Origin of the sequence: Kribbella sp. NPDC048915 (assembly GCF_040649595.1) — a bacterium.
Taxonomy (GTDB): Bacteria; Actinomycetota; Actinomycetes; order Propionibacteriales; family Kribbellaceae; genus Kribbella.
Map to the genome: position 1 here is coordinate 21,992 of NZ_JBEZFT010000043.1, position 17,448 is coordinate 39,439.

16 protein-coding genes are annotated in these 17,448 nt (G+C 69.4%); 9 read left to right on the plus strand and 7 right to left on the minus strand.

The genetic code is table 11. The features are described from left to right. The first annotated feature begins 23 nt into the window (after positions 1-23). The 3 genes from lipA (at position 24) to AB0B82_RS21600 (ending at position 3,134) form a co-directional block, all read left to right on the plus strand. The gene (gene lipA / locus AB0B82_RS21590; protein WP_360171153.1) at positions 24-962 is read left to right on the plus strand and encodes a lipoyl synthase; all 939 of its coding nucleotides are present in this window, start codon (positions 24-26) and stop codon (positions 960-962) included. Between the two features lie 59 nt (positions 963-1,021). After that, positions 1,022-1,717, plus strand: coding sequence for a DUF4191 domain-containing protein (locus AB0B82_RS21595; RefSeq protein WP_360171156.1), 696 nt, complete (start codon positions 1,022-1,024; stop codon positions 1,715-1,717). A gap of 121 nt (positions 1,718-1,838) precedes the next feature. Beyond that, positions 1,839-3,134 carry a cyclopropane-fatty-acyl-phospholipid synthase family protein gene (locus tag AB0B82_RS21600; protein WP_360171159.1) on the plus strand — a complete coding sequence of 432 codons (1,296 nt, stop codon included), beginning with the start codon at positions 1,839-1,841 and terminating at the stop codon, positions 3,132-3,134. Positions 3,135-3,140: 6 nt separating this feature from the next. Here AB0B82_RS21600 and AB0B82_RS21605 read toward each other — a convergent pair whose 3' ends face one another. Then, a complete protein-coding gene (locus AB0B82_RS21605) occupies positions 3,141-3,602 on the minus strand; it encodes an RDD family protein (protein ID WP_360171162.1) in 462 nt (153 codons plus the stop codon). 210 nt (positions 3,603-3,812) lie between these two features. On the opposite strand from AB0B82_RS21605, the gene glnA reads away from it, so the two are divergent. Beyond that, entirely contained in the window at positions 3,813-5,237 is a 1,425-nt protein-coding gene (gene glnA / locus AB0B82_RS21610; protein ID WP_360171165.1) for a type I glutamate--ammonia ligase, read from the plus strand. A 77-nt stretch (positions 5,238-5,314) separates the two neighbouring features. Here glnA and AB0B82_RS21615 read toward each other — a convergent pair whose 3' ends face one another. The 3 genes from AB0B82_RS21615 to AB0B82_RS21625 form a co-directional block, all read right to left on the minus strand. Beyond that, the gene (locus AB0B82_RS21615) at positions 5,315-6,217 is read right to left on the minus strand and encodes an SDR family NAD(P)-dependent oxidoreductase (RefSeq protein ID WP_360171168.1); all 903 of its coding nucleotides are present in this window, start codon (positions 6,215-6,217) and stop codon (positions 5,315-5,317) included. Positions 6,218-6,302: 85 nt separating this feature from the next. Continuing rightward, positions 6,303-9,056, minus strand: a complete 2,754-nt coding sequence (locus AB0B82_RS21620) for an AAA family ATPase (protein WP_360171171.1) — start codon at positions 9,054-9,056, stop codon at positions 6,303-6,305. A 95-nt stretch (positions 9,057-9,151) separates the two neighbouring features. Then, positions 9,152-9,814 (minus strand): sigma factor, encoded by a 663-nt coding sequence (locus tag AB0B82_RS21625; protein WP_360171174.1) that lies wholly within the window; start codon positions 9,812-9,814, stop codon positions 9,152-9,154. Between the two features lie 195 nt (positions 9,815-10,009). Here AB0B82_RS21625 and AB0B82_RS21630 point away from each other — a divergent pair, with 195 nt between their 5' ends. From AB0B82_RS21630 to AB0B82_RS21640, 3 genes are read left to right on the plus strand one after another with little or no spacing between them, the layout of a single operon-like run. After that, positions 10,010-10,144, plus strand: coding sequence for a hypothetical protein (locus AB0B82_RS21630; protein ID WP_360171177.1), 135 nt, complete (start codon positions 10,010-10,012; stop codon positions 10,142-10,144). Continuing rightward, positions 10,141-10,665 carry an alpha/beta fold hydrolase gene (locus AB0B82_RS21635; RefSeq protein WP_360171180.1) on the plus strand — a complete coding sequence of 175 codons (525 nt, stop codon included), beginning with the start codon at positions 10,141-10,143 and terminating at the stop codon, positions 10,663-10,665. The genes AB0B82_RS21630 and AB0B82_RS21635 overlap by 4 nt, the downstream gene beginning before the upstream one ends. A gap of 11 nt (positions 10,666-10,676) precedes the next feature. Continuing rightward, positions 10,677-11,621, plus strand: a complete 945-nt coding sequence (locus AB0B82_RS21640; protein WP_360171183.1) for an alpha/beta hydrolase — start codon at positions 10,677-10,679, stop codon at positions 11,619-11,621. A 202-nt stretch (positions 11,622-11,823) separates the two neighbouring features. On the opposite strand, the gene AB0B82_RS21645 is transcribed toward AB0B82_RS21640, so the two are convergent. Then, positions 11,824-12,696, minus strand: a complete 873-nt coding sequence (locus tag AB0B82_RS21645; RefSeq protein ID WP_360171186.1) for an aldo/keto reductase — start codon at positions 12,694-12,696, stop codon at positions 11,824-11,826. A gap of 80 nt (positions 12,697-12,776) precedes the next feature. On the opposite strand from AB0B82_RS21645, the gene AB0B82_RS21650 reads away from it, so the two are divergent. Further along, positions 12,777-13,352, plus strand: coding sequence for a helix-turn-helix domain-containing protein (locus AB0B82_RS21650; RefSeq protein ID WP_360171189.1), 576 nt, complete (start codon positions 12,777-12,779; stop codon positions 13,350-13,352). On the opposite strand, the gene AB0B82_RS21655 is transcribed toward AB0B82_RS21650, so the two are convergent. After that, a complete protein-coding gene (locus AB0B82_RS21655; RefSeq protein WP_360171192.1) occupies positions 13,349-14,182 on the minus strand; it encodes a helix-turn-helix transcriptional regulator in 834 nt (277 codons plus the stop codon). The genes AB0B82_RS21650 and AB0B82_RS21655 overlap by 4 nt on opposite strands. A gap of 121 nt (positions 14,183-14,303) precedes the next feature. Between AB0B82_RS21655 and AB0B82_RS21660 the strand changes: the two genes are divergently transcribed. Continuing rightward, positions 14,304-15,317, plus strand: coding sequence for an aldo/keto reductase (locus AB0B82_RS21660; protein WP_360171195.1), 1,014 nt, complete (start codon positions 14,304-14,306; stop codon positions 15,315-15,317). 3 nt (positions 15,318-15,320) lie between these two features. Here the strand turns inward: AB0B82_RS21660 and AB0B82_RS21665 are convergent, their stop codons facing one another. Beyond that, positions 15,321-17,213, minus strand: coding sequence for a glycoside hydrolase family 76 protein (locus AB0B82_RS21665; RefSeq protein WP_360171198.1), 1,893 nt, complete (start codon positions 17,211-17,213; stop codon positions 15,321-15,323). Between the last annotated feature and the right edge of the window lie 235 nt (positions 17,214-17,448).

Sequence of the window (17,448 nt, forward strand, 5' to 3'; positions counted from 1 at the left end):
CCGCGGCGCGTACCCTGGGAGGCGTGACGATCGCCCCAGAAGGACGGAAACTGCTCAGGCTCGAGGTGCGCAACGCGGAGACCCCGATCGAGCGCAAACCCGAGTGGATCAAGACCCGCGCCAAGATGGGCCCGGAGTACCAGGCGCTGCAGAAGCTCGTGAAGTCCGAGCAGCTGCACACCGTGTGCCAGGAAGCCGGCTGCCCGAACATCTTCGAGTGCTGGGAGGACCGCGAAGCGACCTTCCTGATCGGCGGGGACCAGTGCACCCGGCGCTGCGACTTCTGCCAGATCGACACCGGCAAGCCGGAGGCGCTCGACCGCGACGAGCCGCGCCGGGTCGCAGAGTCGGTGCGGACCATGGGCCTGCGCTACGCGACCGTGACCGGCGTCGCCCGCGACGACCTGGAGGACGGCGGCGCCTGGCTGTACGCCGAGACCATCCGCCAGATCCACGAGCTGAACCCGGGCACCGGCGTCGAGATGCTGGCGCCCGACTTCAACGCGGTCCCCGAGCAGCTCGCCGAGGTGTTCTCGTCGCGGCCCGAGGTGTTCGCGCACAACGTCGAGACCGTGCCGCGGATCTTCCGCCGGATCCGGCCCGGTTTCCGGTACGAGCGCTCCTTGGACGTCATCACCCAGGCCCGCGACTACGGCCTGGTCACCAAGTCGAACCTGATCCTCGGCATGGGTGAGACCCGTGACGAGGTCAGCCAGGCGCTGAAGGACCTGCACGCCGCCGGGTGCGAGATCATCACGATCACGCAGTATCTGCGGCCGTCTGTCCGGCACCACCCGGTCGAGCGCTGGGTGAAGCCCGAGGAGTTCGTCGAACTGGACGCCGAGGCGCAGGAGATCGGGTTCGCCGGAGTCATGTCCGGTCCGCTCGTGCGTTCGTCGTACCGGGCCGGTCGGCTGTACCGTCAGGCCGTCGAGTCACGGATGAACAGCGCGCAGCAGTAGGACACAAGCTCCGACGTACACAGCAGTACCGCCGAAGCACAACAGGACAAAGGGTAGAGATGGCCAAGAACGACGCCCCTGAAGCGAAGACCAGCCGGCTGAAGCAGATCCGGTCGGCGTACCAGCTGACCAAGAAGTCCGAGCCCCTGGTCGGCCTGGTGCTGGCCGGGATCTTTTTCGGCATCGTCGCGCTGGCCGTGCTCGGCGGGATCTTCGTCGGCCCGCTGCTGGTGTGGATCCCGCTCGGCGTCGCGCTGGGCTTCCTGGCTGCCACCATCGTGTTCGGCCGCAAGGTCGAGAAGGCGGCGTACAACCAGATCGAGGGCCAGGCCGGTGCGGCGGCGTCCGCGCTGCAGACGCTGCGCCGCGGCTGGAACGTGACGCCCGCCGTCGCCGTCACCAAGAACCAGGACATCGTGCACCGCGTGGTCGGCCGCCCGGGCATCGTCCTGGTCGGCGAGGGCGCCCCGACCCGCGTGAAGAACCTGCTCGCGGCCGAGGCCAAGAAGCACGCCCGGGTCGCCGGCGGCGCGCCGGTGACCCAGATCATCGCCGGTCAGGGCGAGGACGCGGTCGACATCCGCAAGCTGACCAAGCACGTGATGAAGCTCCCGGCGGTGCTGCAGCCGTCGGAGATCACCGACCTGCTGCAGCGGCTGAAGGCGCTGGACGCGGTCCGCCCGCAGGTGCCGATGCCCAAGGGGCCGGTGCCGACCAGCCTGAAGGGGGCCCGCCAGGCCATGCGCGGCCGGTGACCGCATCGTGACCAGGCGGTAACCAACCGGCTGGGTCGGCAGTTGATCTGTTCGGAGATGCGCCGTGGGGAGGCTGGTTGCCCTTAGGGTGCGACCAGGACGGATTAGGGGAACAGCTGAGATGACGGATCTGATGCCGCGAGCACAGCCCGCCGTGCACGAACCGGCCGCCGACGCGTGGCCGACGCTGGCCCGTCCGCGGACCAATCCGGTCCGTCGGTACGGCGCGGCCACCGCGATCCGGATGATCGCCAAAGACCTGCCCGCGACGATCCATCTCGACAGCAACCGGTCGTACGGTCTGGGCGGCCCCGCGATGCGGGTGCACCGGACCGCGGCCTTCCTGGACCGGCTCGGGCACGACGCCGGATCCGGGTTCGGCGAGGCATACCTGGCCGGCGACTGGGATCCGGAGCCGGGCACCGACCTGGCCGATCTGCTGGTGCCGTTCGCGGAGCGGTTCAGCAACGAGGAGACCCGGCATCTGCTGCCGAAGTGGGCGCAGTCGCTGCGCTGGCTGGTGACGAAGTCGCAGCCCGGCGAGCAGGAGAACGACCGGGCCGGCGCCCGCGAGAACATCAGCCGCCACTACGACCTGAGCAATGCGATGTTCTCGGAGTTCCTGGACCCGACGCTGACGTACTCCGCGGCGTACTTCGGTGCCGGCGACGCCACGGCGGACCTCGCAACTGCGTCGTACGACGAGCTCACCCAGGCCCAGCTGCGCAAACTCGACTCGATCCTCGACGCCGCCGGGGTGCGCTCGGGGTCCCGCGTGCTCGACATCGGCTGCGGGTGGGCCGGTCTCGCGATCCGGGCCGCCCAGCGCGGCGCGTGGGTGACGGCGATCACCATCGCGTCCCAGCAGGCGTTGCTCGCGCAGCGCCGCGTCGCCGACGCCGGGGTGGGCGACCGCGTACAGGTCGCGCTGCGGGACTACCGCGACCAGATCGGCGAGTTCGACGCCGTCCTCAGCGTGGAGATGATCGAGGCGGTCGGCGAGAAGTACTGGCCGGTGTACTTCGACGCGATCGAGCGGCGACTCGCGCCCGGAGGGGTCGGCGTCGTGCAGGCGATCGTGATGCCGCACGAGCGGATGCTCGCCACCCGGAACACGTTCACCTGGGTGCAGAAATACATCTTCCCCGGCGGGCTGATCCCGTCGATCAAGGTGATCGAGGACGTCACCGCGCAGCACACCGGCCTGCGCGCCGAGGTGATCCGGCACCTCGGCGGCGACTACGCGCGGACGCTGCGGGTCTGGCGGAACAGGTTCATCGACCGGTGGCCGGCGATCGCGGCGCTCGGCTTCGACGACACGTTCCGGCGGATGTGGGAGTTCTACCTCGCCTACTCCGAGGCCGGCTTCCGGACCGGCTACCTGGACGACGTCCAGCTGCTCCTGACCCGGCGCTGACGCGGTCTAGCGGCGTACGACGATCGTCTTCGCGGCGAGGTCGTGCAGGCCGCGGCGGTCGCGGTCGAACACCACCGCGGGGATGACCAGCAGGATCAGCAGGGCGCGGACGACACTGGGGAGAATGCCCGGTGGCACAGTGTGCACCTTCTGGTCCCGGACCACGGCGACGCGCAGGTCACAGATCCGGTGGCCGATGGTGCCGCCGAGCAGCGCGGTTAGGACTGCGGTGACGAAGAAGAAGATCGCCGAATGCGTCAGGCTGTACGAGTTCCCGCCCGCCCACATCGGCCGGCCGGTCAGCACCGACGCGATCAGGCCCGCGATCAGCCAGTCGACGATCAGCGCGAGCACGCGCCGGCCCCAGCTCGCGACCGAGCCCGAACCGTCCGCGGGCAGGCCCAGCCGATTGCCCGGGTAACGGAATTCTTCGGTGGGTCCGGTTGCGGCCGCCGGGGATGATGCCATGATGTCTAGCCTACGGACATGCCCCGAGCGGGCCGCAACCGGTCGGCAGCCGGTCGACAGCGGCTGCGAGATCTCAGGGCGTGACCGGCGTACACCAGTGGGTCAGCGCGGACACGCTGGGCGTAACATCCGCGAAACATCAGGGTCACGACGGAGAAACCGGCGGGCCCTACGTTCAGATGCAATCTCTGAGCCACCCTAGGAGTACGTATGTTTTCCAGCGCCGAGGAGCTGCTCGCCTACGTCAAGGACGAAGGCGTCGAGATCATCGACGTCCGCTTCTGCGACCTGCCCGGCATCATGCAGCACTTCACCGTCCCGGTGTCGTCGTTCGGACCCGAGGTCTTCGAAGAAGGCCTGATGTTCGACGGGTCGTCGGTGCGCGGGTTCCAGCAGATCCACGAGTCCGACATGAAGCTGCTGCCCGACCCCACGTCCGCCTTCGTCGACGAGTTCCGCGGGACGAAGACGCTGGCGATCAACTTCTTCGTGCACGACCCGCTGACCGGTGAGGCGTACTCGCGCGACCCGCGCAACATCGCCCGGAAGGCGCAGGAGTACCTGAAGTCGACCGGTATCGCCGACACCGCGTTCTTCGCGCCGGAGGCCGAGTTCTACGTCTTCGACGACGTCCGCTTCGAGACCAAGGCCAACTCCGGCCACTACTCGATCGACTCCGTCGCCGGCGCCTGGAACACCGGCCGGGTCGAGGACGGCGGCAACCGCGGCTACAAGGTCCGCTACAAGGGTGGCTACTTCCCGGTCGCGCCGACCGACCACTTCGGCGACCTGCGCGACGACATCACGCTGGCGCTGGAGCGCTCCGGCCTGGTCGTCGAGCGCGCCCACCACGAGGTCGGTACGGCGGGTCAGGCGGAGATCAACTTCCGCTTCGACGAGCTGCTGGTGTCGGCCGACAACGTGATGAAGTTCAAGTACATCGTCAAGAACACCGCCTGGGCGGCCGGCAAGACCGCGACCTTCATGCCGAAGCCGATCTTCGGTGACAACGGTTCCGGTATGCACTGCCACCAGTCGCTGTGGAGCGCGGGCGACCCGCTGTTCTACGACGAGTCCGGGTACGGCGGCCTGTCCGACACCGCCCGCTGGTACATCGGCGGTCTGCTCAAGCACGCCCCGTCGCTGCTGGCTTTCACCAACCCGACGGTGAACTCCTACCACCGCCTGGTGCCGGGCTTCGAGGCGCCGGTCAACCTGGTCTACTCGCAGCGCAACCGCTCCGCCTGCATCCGGATCCCGATCACCGGCTCCAACCCGAAGGCGAAGCGGATCGAGTTCCGCTGCCCCGACCCGTCGGCGAACCCGTACCTGGCCTTCGCGGCCCAACTGCTGGCCGGCCTGGACGGTATCCGCAACAAGATCGAGCCGGTCGACCCGGTCGACAAGGACCTGTACGAGCTGCCGCCGGAGGAGCACGCGGGAATCCCGCAGGTCCCGACCTCGCTGCCGGCCGTGATCGACGCCCTCGAGGCCGACCACGCCTTCCTGCTCGAGGGCGACGTCTTCACCGAGGACCTGATCGAGACCTGGATCGACCTCAAGCGTGAGCAGGAGATCGCCCCGATCCAGCTTCGCCCGCACCCGCACGAGTTCGAGCTGTACTACGACGTCTGATCGGTGACCGGGCTCGGCCCCGGTAGATCGGCTTCGGCAACGGATGGCCGGTTCCCTCCCCTGGGACCGGCCATCCGTCATGTCACGTCCGCGGCGTACTTCCACAACCACTCCGCCGTGGCTGGGTCGACCGCGTGCGGGGCGACGCCGTGGTCGCCTTCGGCCAGAGTTTCGGCCTGCTGGTTGTCCTCGAAGTAGCGCCCGCTGATGCCGGCGACCAACGGGGAGCCGGCCAGGAGAGCGGAGGTGGAGGCTCCCTGGGGCGGCGTCTTGTAGTGGTCGCCCTCGATGAGGTTGCCGTCGGCATCCATCGCGCCGAGGGCTCGCATGGTCTCGGCGTCCACGTGGCGCTGCAGGCCGGTGTTGATGAAGCCGGGATTGAGCGCGTTGGCGACGATCCCGTCGGCCGACCACTGCCGGGCCGCCTCGACCGCGAACAGGATGTCCGCGGTCTTGGACTGGCCGTAGGCTTCCCAGCGGTCGTACGGGCGACGCTCGAACTGGGGATCCTGCTGGTCGAGCGGGGCAGTCCGGTGCGCTCCGGAGCTGACGACGACCAGGCGCGCCTCGCCGTGCGCCTCGGCCCCCTCCGCGAGGGAACGGTGCAGCCCGAGAGCGAGCACGAAGTGCCCGAGGTAGTTGGTTGCCAGCTGAAGCTCCCACCCCGCCCGGGTCGTCTGCCGCGTGGGGATCGCCATGATTGCGGCGTTGGCAACGAGGACATCGAGCGGCCGGTCCCACGCCTGGACGAAGCGGCCCACCGACGCGAGATCGGCCAGGTCCAGCGACAGTTGCCGTACGGCGCTCGCCGGTGCAGGCCTGCGCACCGCAGCGGTGACGTCGGCCCCGGCACGAGCCAGCGCACGCGCCGTTTCCAGACCCAAGCCCGATGCTCCCCCGGTGATCAGCACTGTGCGACCGGAGAGGTCGACACCGGCGAGCACCTCGTCCGCGGTTGCTCTCGGGGAGAACGGGATCATCAAGAACTCCAATCATCCAGGGATCTCGCCGTCGGAGATCTCTCTGGGATGACAGGCCGGCCCCGGGCCTTGTGACAACGCCGGGCTACGCCCGTGGACCTCGGAGGGCCAGGTGCAGTTCCTTCCTCGATTTGATGGCGAGCTTGGTGAACACCTTGCGCAGGTGCCAATCGACCGTGTGCGCGCTGATGAACAGCCGGGCACCGATCTCCCGGTTGGTCAGCCCGTCCCGGGCCAGCTGAGCGATGGCGAGTTCCTGGTCGGTGAGTTCCTCGGTCGTGGTCACAGTCCGCGGACGCACTCTCTCCCCCGTCGCGTTCAGCTCCCGCCGCGCCCGGTCGGCGAATCCGGCCATCCCACACTTCGTCAGGACGTCGAACGCCGCGCGGAGCTGGTCGCGGGCCTCGATCCGTCGTCCCTGCCGACGCAGCATCTCGCCGTACAGCAACTGGCCGCGGCCCCGGAGCATCGGAACGCGGATGAGCCCGAAGAGTTCGATCGCCCGTTGATAGAGCCGCGCGGCCTCGTCCCCGTCGCACAGCTGCGCCTGCGCGAGCGCCATGAAGGCGTCCGACCAGTCGCTCTCACCCCTCGGCGGCGTGACCAGCGTGAGCTGCTCGTAGGCCACCTCCGCCAACGCCTTCTCACCGGTACGGGTCGCCGCCTCGATCAGTTCGAGCAGGGTCCGCATCGCGTGGCCCAGTTCGTGCGCGTACGGCAGTTCACCCCGCGCCGACGCCACCGCCTCCTCGTACCGTCCGGCGCCGTTGTACACCAGGGCCTCGGCCAGGTTCGCGACAGTCAAGCCGTAGCCCTCGCCGCGCGCCTGCGCGTCGGCACGGAGCTCGGCGGCGCGGAGCTCGACCTCCTCGACCCGGCCGCGGTAGGCGGCAAGGAAGGCCCGCCCGTACGGCGGCAGCGAATGCCCGGTGATCAACAGGATCGCGTCGATGTCGTCGCAGATCCGCTCGGCCTCGTCCAGGTCACCGTCGAACGTCCGGACCACCATCAAGAGGTTGAGCGCCATCGGCAGCACCGTCAGGACCCCGGTCGACCGCGCCACCTCGACCTGACGCTCGGCGAGCGCACGCAGTCCGTCCGCGTCCCAGACGTCCTGGGCGGCACGCCCGCCGACCCACATCCGCTGCAGTTCACCGGCCCCGGCCGGCGCGGTCCGGAAGGCGTCGATCGCCTGCCGTACGGTCGAACGGGCGGCCGCCGGACCTTCACCGCACAGCAATGCCTGCCCGCGAAGGATGAGATCACCCGCGCTCGGCAGCCGATCGTCGTCGGTCGCCGCGAGCACCGCGGCCGCGATCTCCTTGGCTGCGCCGGGTTCGCCGAGCCTGCCCGCGTAGGTCGCGGCCGTCAGGGCCAGGAGGTAGGTGTCACGCGCGAGCTGAGGGTTGTACGGTTCGAGCGCCTGGGCCGCCCGGAGCAACCGGCGCGGCGCACTTCGATCCCTTCGCAGCGCGTATTCAGCTCGCGCCCGCAGATGGTCCACCATGGCTTCCTGCCGTGACGTGGACAGGTCCCGGATGGTGTTGACGAGCCGGAGTGCGTCCGTGGCCGCGCCGGCGTCCAGCTTGGACTCGGCAGCGGCCAGGACCCGGTCGGCGCGGACCTCAGGATCCGGAGTGAGCTCGGCGGCGCGCTCCAGGAAGGCCGCACTGGCAGCCATTCCGCCGCGTGTCCGGGCCCGATCGGCGGACCGCACGAGCCCGTCCGCGACGTCCTCGTCCGGCAGCACCGTGGCGCTCGCCCGGTGCCAGGCTCGTCGGTCCGGGTCCCGCTCCTCGTACGTCGCATCGGCCAGGGCGGCGTGCACCGCCCGCCGCTCGGCGGGTGACGCCGAGCGGTAGATCGCGGAACGGATCAAGGGGTGCCGGAAGCTGACGCGCCCTGACACCACGAGCGCGTCCACCTGCTGGGCGTGATCCAGGTGCTCCGGGCCGAGCCCCAGGATCGCCCCGGCACGCCACAGCAGCCCGGTGTCCCCGGTCGGGTCGGCGGCAGCCAGCAACAGCAGCGTGTGGGTCGCCGCGGGAATCGTGGCCAACTGCGCGAGAAGGCTCTGCTCGATGCGGCTCTCGAGTGGGATCGAACTTGCCAGGGCGAACCCGCCGGCCAGGTCGGAGGGGCTCAGCGACCGGGGCAGTTCCCGTAACGCCAGTGGATTTCCGCTCGACTCGACGATGAGCTGGTCGGCCACCCGTTCGTCGATCGCTCCCGCCAGCGCGCCGCGGAGCAGCGCACGCGCGTGGTGGTCCGCGAGACCCGTGACCGTCAGATGCGGCAGGTCGTCGAGGGGTGGCGCCTGCCGGCGGCTGGCCATCACCAACGCGATCCTCTCGTCCGACAACCGGCGCGCGACCGACGCGATCGTTCTCGCCGAGACGTTGTCGAGCCACTGGGCGTCGTCGATGATGCAGAGCAAGGAGCCGGCGCCGGCCGCGCGTTCGAGCAGATTGCGTACCGCGAGGCTCAGGACAAGCGGGTTCGGCGCCTCGGATCCACGCAGGCCGAAGGCCGCGTCCAACGCCTCCAGCTGCGGCGCCGAAAGTCCCTCCGCCGAGGGCATCAGCGGACCGCACAACAACTGGAGCCCCGCGTAGGTCAGCTCCATCTCGCTCTCGGCCGCGACCATGCGGACCACTCGCATGTCCCCGGCAACCAGTGTGGCGAGCCGGTCGAGCAGCGCCGTCTTGCCGATCCCCGCGGTGCCGGTCACGACCAGCGTGCCGCTGCGGCCCGCGTGGGCATGTCGAACGAGGGTCAGCAACTGGGACAGCTCTCGATCACGGCCCAGCAGGGCCGCCGGCGAATGCAGATCGGTCATGGACGACGCCCATCACGGCAGGTGACGCATCGGACTGCTCACGATAGCGCGGATCCGGCCGCCTGACGTTGCCGTCGGGATGCACGCAGCGAGCGTCAGGCAACCCGCAGCTCCGCAGGCCGCGGGTGCCGTAGCGCGCCCAGCAGGAGTTGGTCGAGGTCGGTGAAGTCGCCCTCGCGGGCGGCGGCCAGGAAGGCGACGACAAGGTCCCGGTGCGCGTCCGGTGAGAACTCACGGACCCGGTCGCCGCCCAGATGCTCCTGGGCCCGGCGCACCAGCTGACGTGCGTTGACCGCATTCGTGTGCAGGAGGACCGCGATGTCGCCGTACGGTCGGTCGAAGCCCTTGCGCAGCAAATAGGCCGCGAGTTCGGCCGGACGCAGTCTGCGCATCAACAGGTACAGCGTTTCTTCGACCGCGGTGGTCTGCTCCGCCGGCCGGGTCGGGTCGGCGGCGTCCATGACGGTCACCAGCGCCGGGTCCGTCGGAGCCTCGCGTCGGCACGGCGCCGACTGCACGACGTTCAGCGCCAGACGGGTCGTGGTCGTCGCCAGGAACGCCGCGGGATTCCTGACCGCGTTTCGGTCGGTGCGCTGCCACCGCAGCCACGTCTCCTGCACCACGTCCTCGGCGCTTTCGGGGTTGCGGAGGATCCGGCGGGCGATCCGGATCAGGCGGGACCGCTCCGCGAGGAAGACTTCGATTGCCACCTCGATGTCGGCATCTGCAGTGGGTGTGTCCGGCGGGTCGGCGGGCATCGGCTGGCTCCCTCGTCGTGAACGGTGCGTTCTGTTCACGGTGGCTCCACCGCGCTGTGCCTCGCGCCACGAGAGTTCGTGGTCGGTCCGTGGTCACCACGGGGTGGGCGGGCGGCGGCCGGCGTACCTGTCACGCGCTGTCCAGGTCCCCGGTCGTCCTCCCCGTCAGTCCCTACTTCAGAACAGGACGCCACCATGACTGCCTCAACCCACTCCGCTCGGCGCCGGGCGCGCCGCCGCCGGCTCCGCGCCGCGCTGCTGGCCGGAACTCTCACGCTCGGTACGACAGCCGTGCACTCGTCGGACACTCGTACGGCGCGAGCGTCGTGACCAACGCCGCGACCGGCGATCCCGACGTACAAGCGCTCGTGTTCGTCAACGGCTCGGTACCCGCCGAGGGCGAGACGGTCGCGGAGCTGGCCGGCCCGGAGTCCGCGCTGTCGGTGTCCGACCCGACCACGATCTTCGACTTCGTCCCGGCGCACCTGCCGCCGACCGCGAACAGCGACGTCTACCTGAAACAGTCGACGTTCCTGACCTCGTTCGCCACCGGACTCGGCCGCGCCAAGGCCAAGGCCCGCTGGGCCACTCAGCGACCGATCACCCTCGGCGCCCTCAACGAGCCGTCCGGCACGCCCGCCTGGCAGACGATTCCGAGCTGGTACCTCATCGGCACCCAGGACCGGGTCATCCCCGAGCAGGCGCAGCGCGACATGGCGGCGAAGGCGGGAGCGACCGTCGTCCGCTTCAGGGCCGGCCATCTGGGTCTGATCACCGACCCCACCGCCGTCACCCGAGTCGTCACTCGGCGGTCCGCGCGACCCGCTGACGACATTTCCGCACCGATCTGAAGGAGACCCGAATGAGCAAGCACTACCTGGAGCCCGCGGCACAAGAGTTGGCCGATGCGACAGCGAATCCGCCGTACTTCTACGAAATGACCCCCGATCAGGCCCGTAAGGTCCTGGACACGGTGCAATCGGAGCCGATCGAGCTCCCCGAGGTCGAGGAGAAATGGGTCGTCGTCGCTGCCGAGGTCGGTGACGTCCGGGTGCGGATCGTCAGGCCGCTCGGTACCGCCGGTCCGCTGCCCGTGATCCTGTATCTGCACGGCGGCGGCTGGGTTCTCGGCAACGCCGGGACCCACGACCGCCTCGTCCGGGACCTGGCGACCGGGGTCGGCGCCGCGGTCGCGTTCGTCGAGTACGACCGCTCCCCCGAGGCGCGGTACCCGGTCGCGATCGAGCAGGCCTACGCCACCGCGCGATGGATCACGGCGTACGGCGTGGACGAAGGTCTCGACCCGGCCCGCCTCGCAGTCGCTGGGGACTCGGTCGGCGGCAACATGGCCGCCGCAGTTGTTCTCATGGCCAAGCAGCGTGGTGACGTGGCGTTCTGCCACCAGTCGCTCTACTACCCGGTCACCGATGCCGGGCAGGACACCGACAGCTACCGCGAGTTCGCCGACGGACCGTTCCTGCTCGCCAAGTCGATGGCCTGGTTCTGGGACGCGTACCTTCCCGACCGCGCCCGCCGCGACGAGATCACTGCGTCGCCACTGCGCGCGTCACTCGACGACCTCGCCGGGCTGCCGGACGCGTTCCTTGTCGTCGACGAGAACGACGTGCTGCGCGACGAGGGCGAGGCCTACGGACGTCGCCTCGTCGAAGCCGGCGTACGCACGACGACAGTCCGCTACAACGCGACGATCCACGACTTCATGATGCTCAACCCACTGCGGTCCTCAGCCGCCGCCACAGCCGCGATCGAGCAGGCGGTCCACGTCCTCCGCAAGGCCTTGCGCTGAGAGTGGAGGAGGGTGACGAGCGGGTCCAGTCGCTCTCTGCTTCCGGCCTGGCGTACCGGTGTCGGTCCGCCCCGGTGAAACCCGGTGATTCCCGTCCTTACCTGCGACTCGACCCTCACTCCACATCCCTTTGACCGGACGAACCTCCCGCCCGTGACACCGGTATCCCGGTCCACACCTGCCGGGACCGGGGCAGCTGTCGTCAGGCGACGGCGTCGAGGATCGCGAGAGCGTTGTCGTCGAGGGGGACCTGGGCGGTGCGGAGGTTGTCTTCGAGGTGGGCGATGGTGCGGGTGCCGGGAATCAGGGCGGTGTGGTCCTCGTGCGCCAGGATCCAGGCGAGGCTGACCGCTGCCGGGGTCGCGCCGAGACGGGCGGCGAGGTCCTGGACGGCGGGATGCTCGGTCGGGGACTGGATCTGGGCGAAGGCGGAGCCCAGTGGGAAGTACGGGATCCAGGCGATGTCCTGGGTGGCGCAGGTCTGGAGTTGGGGTTCCGAAGTGCGGTCCAGGAGGCTGTAGGAGTTCTGGACGCAGACGATGCCGGCCGGGAGCGCATGCTCGAGCTGGTCGAGGCTGACGTTGCTGAGGCCGATCGCACCGATCAGGCCCTGGTCGCGCAGGGCGATGAGTTCGGCGAGCTGGTCGTCGATGGGGACGACCTGGTCGCCGGAGGCGATCAGCCCCGGCCCCTGGTCGGCGCGGCGGAGGTTGACGACCGGGATCTGCTCGAGGCCGAGGGAGTCGAGGTCCAGCTGGATCTGGGTTCGCAGCTCCGCGGGGCGTTGCGCAAGGGTGAGTGGCACCGGGGCGTCGACATGCCGGGCGCCGACCTTGCTGACGATGACGAGCTCGTCCGGGTACGGATGCAGCGCGGCGCGGATGTGCCGGTTCACGGTGGTGTCGCCGTAGAACGACGCGGTGTCGAGGTGGTTGACGCCGAGCTCGACGGCGCGGCGCAGGACGGCGGTGGCGGCGGCGGTGTCGACGTGCTCGAGCTGCATCGCGCCGTACCCGATGCGGCCGATCTCGTACGGTCCGAGTTTGACGGTTCCACCCGGTCGGTCAGAGGTCATGACTGGTGTCCTCGCGATAGAGTCGTGTAAACGGAGATTTCTCCGATTACGGTACACACTAGATGGAGGATTCTCCACTTATGCGAGCGGACGCGGTGCGCAAACGTGAGCAGATCGTGGTCGCGGCCGCGGGCGAGCTGGCCGACCTGGCGGCGGCTGCCCGCGACGGCGAGGCACCGAAGTTGTCACTCGACAAGGTCGCCGCGCGCGCGGGTGTCGGGGTGGCGACCCTGTACCGCCACTTCCCCACCCGGGAGGCCCTGCTGGAGGCGGTCTATCGCACCGAACTCGACCGCCTCTGCGACGCCGCACCCGGACTGGCCGCCGACCATGCGCCCGATGAGGCGCTCCGCGCGTGGATGCACCGGTACCTCGATTGGGTCGACTCCAAGCGGGTCATGGGGCTCGACCTGCGGAACATGGTCGCCTCCGGCGCTATTCGGCAGGTCGAGACCCGACGGCGACTGGCCGAGGCGATCCAGCACTTTCTCGATGCCGGGACCGGCGTACTGCGGGACGACGTTCCCGCGGACGACGTCGTGGCCGCCATGGCGGGAGCCGTCCTCACCGCCGCCCCCGATCAGCAGCGCGAGCAGACCGAACGTCTCCTCGACCTGCTGATCGCCGGCCTCCGGCACCACCCAAACCCGCCCTAGGCGAAGGTTTGGGTGCCGATCACGCGGAGGAGCTCGAGCTTCTCGCGGGCGTCGGTGCCTTCGAGTGGGACGAAGGCACGGATCCGCAGGTCGGCCTCCGGGGTCAGCAGCAGTTCGCAGCTGAGATCGAGAACGCCGACCTCCGGGTGCAGGATCCGCTTGCTCGCCATGGCACTGCCGGTGACTCTGTGCTCCTCCCACAGCGCGCGGAACTCCGGGCTCGCCGCGAGCAGGTTGTCGACCAGCTCGGTGACATCGCGGTCGCCCCGACGACGAGCGTGCGTGGCGCGTAGCGAGGCGACGTGCCCCGCCGAATGCGCCGCCCAGTCTTCCTCAGGGAACAGTCGGCGCGTCTCCGGCTCGGTGAACCAGGCCCAGGTGACGTTCCGCCCCACGCCGACCCCGAGACGGGCGCCCATGACGATCTCGGCCAGATGGTTCTGCCACAGCACGTCCTCGATGTCCGTGGTGATCGCGACCGGGATGTCGGTCAGCCGCTCGACCAGGGAGATCAGGCTGGGCGGGATGTGCCGGTCGGCCCGCCGCAGCGGCGGACTGAAGCCGGCCAGGTGGTACAGGTGGTCGCGCTCGTCGAGATTGCACCGCAGAGCGCGGGCCAGCCCGGCCACGATCGGCTCCGACGGGTTCGCACCGCGGGACTGCTCGAGACGTGAGTAGTAGTCGGTCGACATCCCCGCCAGCTGCGCGACCTCTTCACGGCGCAATCCCGGCGTACGGCGGCGCGCACCGGGCGGAAGCCCCACGTCCGCCGGCCGGAGCAGCTCGCGGCGCCGGCGAAGGAAATCGGCCAGCCCGTCTCGATCGATCACGTCTTCCATCATGCGTGACCGCCCCAACGCCATCCAGGGACAACCTGTCCGTGGATGAAGTGGACCTTCTCCCCCACCCGCGCCACGGCAACAGTGGAGGTAACCCAAGGAGGAGAACCACATGCGTTACCGCACTCTCGGGCGGACCGGCATCAAGGTCAGCCCGTACGCCCTCGGCGCGATGATGTTCGGTGCCGTCGGCAACAACGACTACGAGCAGTCGCTGCGAATGGTCGACAAGGCACTCGAGGCCGGGATCAACTTCGTCGACACCGCGGACATGTACTCGCACGGCGAATCCGAGGAGATCGTCGGCCGGGCGCTCAAAGGCCGCCGCGACCGGATCGTCCTGGCCACCAAGTCGAACCTGCCGATGGGCGAGGACCCGAACCAGCGCGGCAACTCCCGGCGCTGGATCATGACCGCGGTCGAGGACTCGCTGCGTCGGCTGCAGACCGACTACATCGACGTGTTCCAGATGCACCGCCCGGACCCCGACACCGACATCGAGGAGACGCTGTCCGCGCTCACCGACCTGGTGCGCAGCGGCAAGGTCCGCGCGATCGGTTCGTCGACGACCCCGGCGAGCGAGATCGTCGAGGCGCAGTGGGTCGCCGAGCGCCGCGGGTACGAACGGTTCCGCACCGAGCAACCGCCGTACTCGATCCTCGACCGGGGTATCGAGCGCGAGGTGCTGCCGATGGCGCAGAAGTACGGTCTCGGCGTACTGGTCTGGAGCCCACTGGCGCAGGGACAGCTCACCGGCCGGTCACCCGAGGAGCTCAGCCGGACGGCGCATTTCAAGCACATGTCCGACCCGCGCCGGCTCGAGGCGGTCGAGCAGCTGATGCCGGTCGCCGACGCGGCCGGGCTCAAGCTGACCCATCTGGCGATGGCGTTCACGATTGCGCATCCGGCGGTCACGTCCGCGATCATCGGTCCGCGGACGATGGAACAGCTCGACGACGCGCTGGCCGGTGCGGACGTCGTCCTCGCCGACGACGTCCTCGACCAGATCGACAAGATCGTGCCACCGGGCACCGACGTCGGCCGCCTCGACATGGACTACGACACTCCCGCAGTCCTCGACGCGAGCCTGCGCCGCCGCCCGGTGGACGATCGCGCTGCTGCCTAGCTGTTACTGGTACGACGCCGTGACGTGGTACACCCGGCCGCCCCAGCCGTCGTTCGGGAACGAGTCCGAGACCTTGACGTAGCCGGCCTTCCCGGCGCCCAGGTACGGCGTCAGGTCGAAGGTCAGCGTGGCCTTGTTCTCACCGTCGTGGACCTCGTTGGCCTCGCGCGCCACCTCGGTCCAGTTCTCGCCGTCACCGCTGACCTCGACGACGTACGAGTTGTCGATGGTCAGCGCGACGGACGCCGACGTGGCGTCGGACGGGAACGGGAAGCGGTACACGAAGTACGAATTGCCGTCGGCGAACCGGTTCTGTACGCCGTTGCTCTGCGAACCGTCGGCGTCGTACAACCACGGCACCTCGGCCGGCGTACCGGTGTCGAAGTCGGCGTCGTGCGCGACGAGGACGTCGGCGCGCGTGCTGTACGACGGGAGCGACTTCGACGTCGCCGTCACCGTGACCGAGTGCAGGCCGTCCGCCGTCCCCGCGGGGATCGTCACGTCGAGCTCGACCGACGTCTGCACCGGTACGGCGTTGCCGCGCGTCCGCAAGGTCACGGTCGAGCGGCTCGGGGTGACCGTCCAGCCGGCCGGAGCGGTCGCCTTCACGTCGGCCTTGATCCGGTCACCGACCGGACCAGTGGCCTGGACGTCGACCTTGATCTTCTGCTGAGTCGTCGCACCGGTCGCCGGCATCACGACGGGCAGCGCCGGATCCGTTGTCGCGGACAACGACCGCAGCGGCGCCTGCTTCGGCACGTCCGCGATCAGCGCGCTGAGCGCACTGGCCTGAGTACGCCAGTCGAAGACGTTCGGGGTGGCACCGGACCAGTGCACGCCGAGCCGGTCGGAGGCGTCGCGGTTCTGCTCCCAGATCGTGGTGGCCTGCTTCTTGACGAAGTCGACGTACCGGCGGTCATGGGTGGTGTCGGCGAGGTCCATCCAGTAGCGCAGGAAGATGCCCTTGAATTGCTTGCCGTTGTCGTCACAGATCCGGCCGGGCGCGTCGCAGTACTCGGTCAGCACGCCGTCGGTGACCAGGCCGCCCGGCGAGATCGCGGCGTCGGCCAGCCGACGGACCGTGGTCAGCAGCTTCGGGTCGCGGGTGGCGCGCCAGAGCTCGAGGCCGGCGCCGATCGCGAGACCTTGGTTGTAGGTCCAGACCGTGTCGCCGTTGCTCTCGCAGTTGTCGTTGAGGCCGTCGTTCACCAGACCGTCGGCGTTCGTCATCCCGCTGGCGTTGAACCAGTTCCAGCCCTGCTTCGCGCGGCCGAGCCAGTACTTGTCGCCCGGCAGGCGGTTGTGCAGCTCGGCGGTCAGGCGGATCCACAGGCCGTTGGTGACGGCGTTCTTGTACGTGCGTTCGCCGTTCCACCAGACACCGCCACCGCACGTGTCGTCCCAGTAGCCCTCGACGAAGCGGGCGATCGTCACCGCCATGTCGAGGTACTTGCGGTCCTTCGTGAGGTCGTACGCCTGGATCCAGGTCAGACCCCACCACTCGGAGTCGTCGATGGCGCGACTGGTGAAGTTGCCCCACAGCTCGTCGCCGGACAGGTACCCGGCCGGAAAGGCACCCTTGTCCTTCTCGAACGTGTTGTCGAGGTGCCAGAGGTACCGGCGGTCGCCGGTGCGCTGCATGTAGTCGCCGATCGTCTGCAGGGCGACGGCCGAGTTCCACCAGCTGGACGGGAACCAGGCCTTGTTCGGCTCGTACGAACTCATCAGCTGGTCGGCGGCGACGCGGGCGCGCGCGACGGCGGCCGGCGCGTCACCAGGCGCGCCGGCCGCGTCGTTCGCATCGGCGGAGGCGGCGCCGGCCGTGGGCGATGCCAGCCCGCAGGACAGCATCACCGCCGCGGCGAGCGCGACGCGCAGAAAGGGACGTAGGACCATGAACATCTCCTCGAGGTGCTTCGTGGCGGCAGGGCTGTTCGAGGTGGAACCAGCCCGCTCTCGACGGTCCGGCCAAGGCGGCTTGGAAACGTTTCAGCAGGGCTTGAGCATGTATCAAAGCCGCCCCAGACAACGATGTCAATGCCGGAGCCCTCGTCGAGCAGCTTGCGGAACATCTCGATACCGACAGGGCGTGTCCGTGCAACGCGGCGCCTCGCTCCCGCCGGCACGTTCC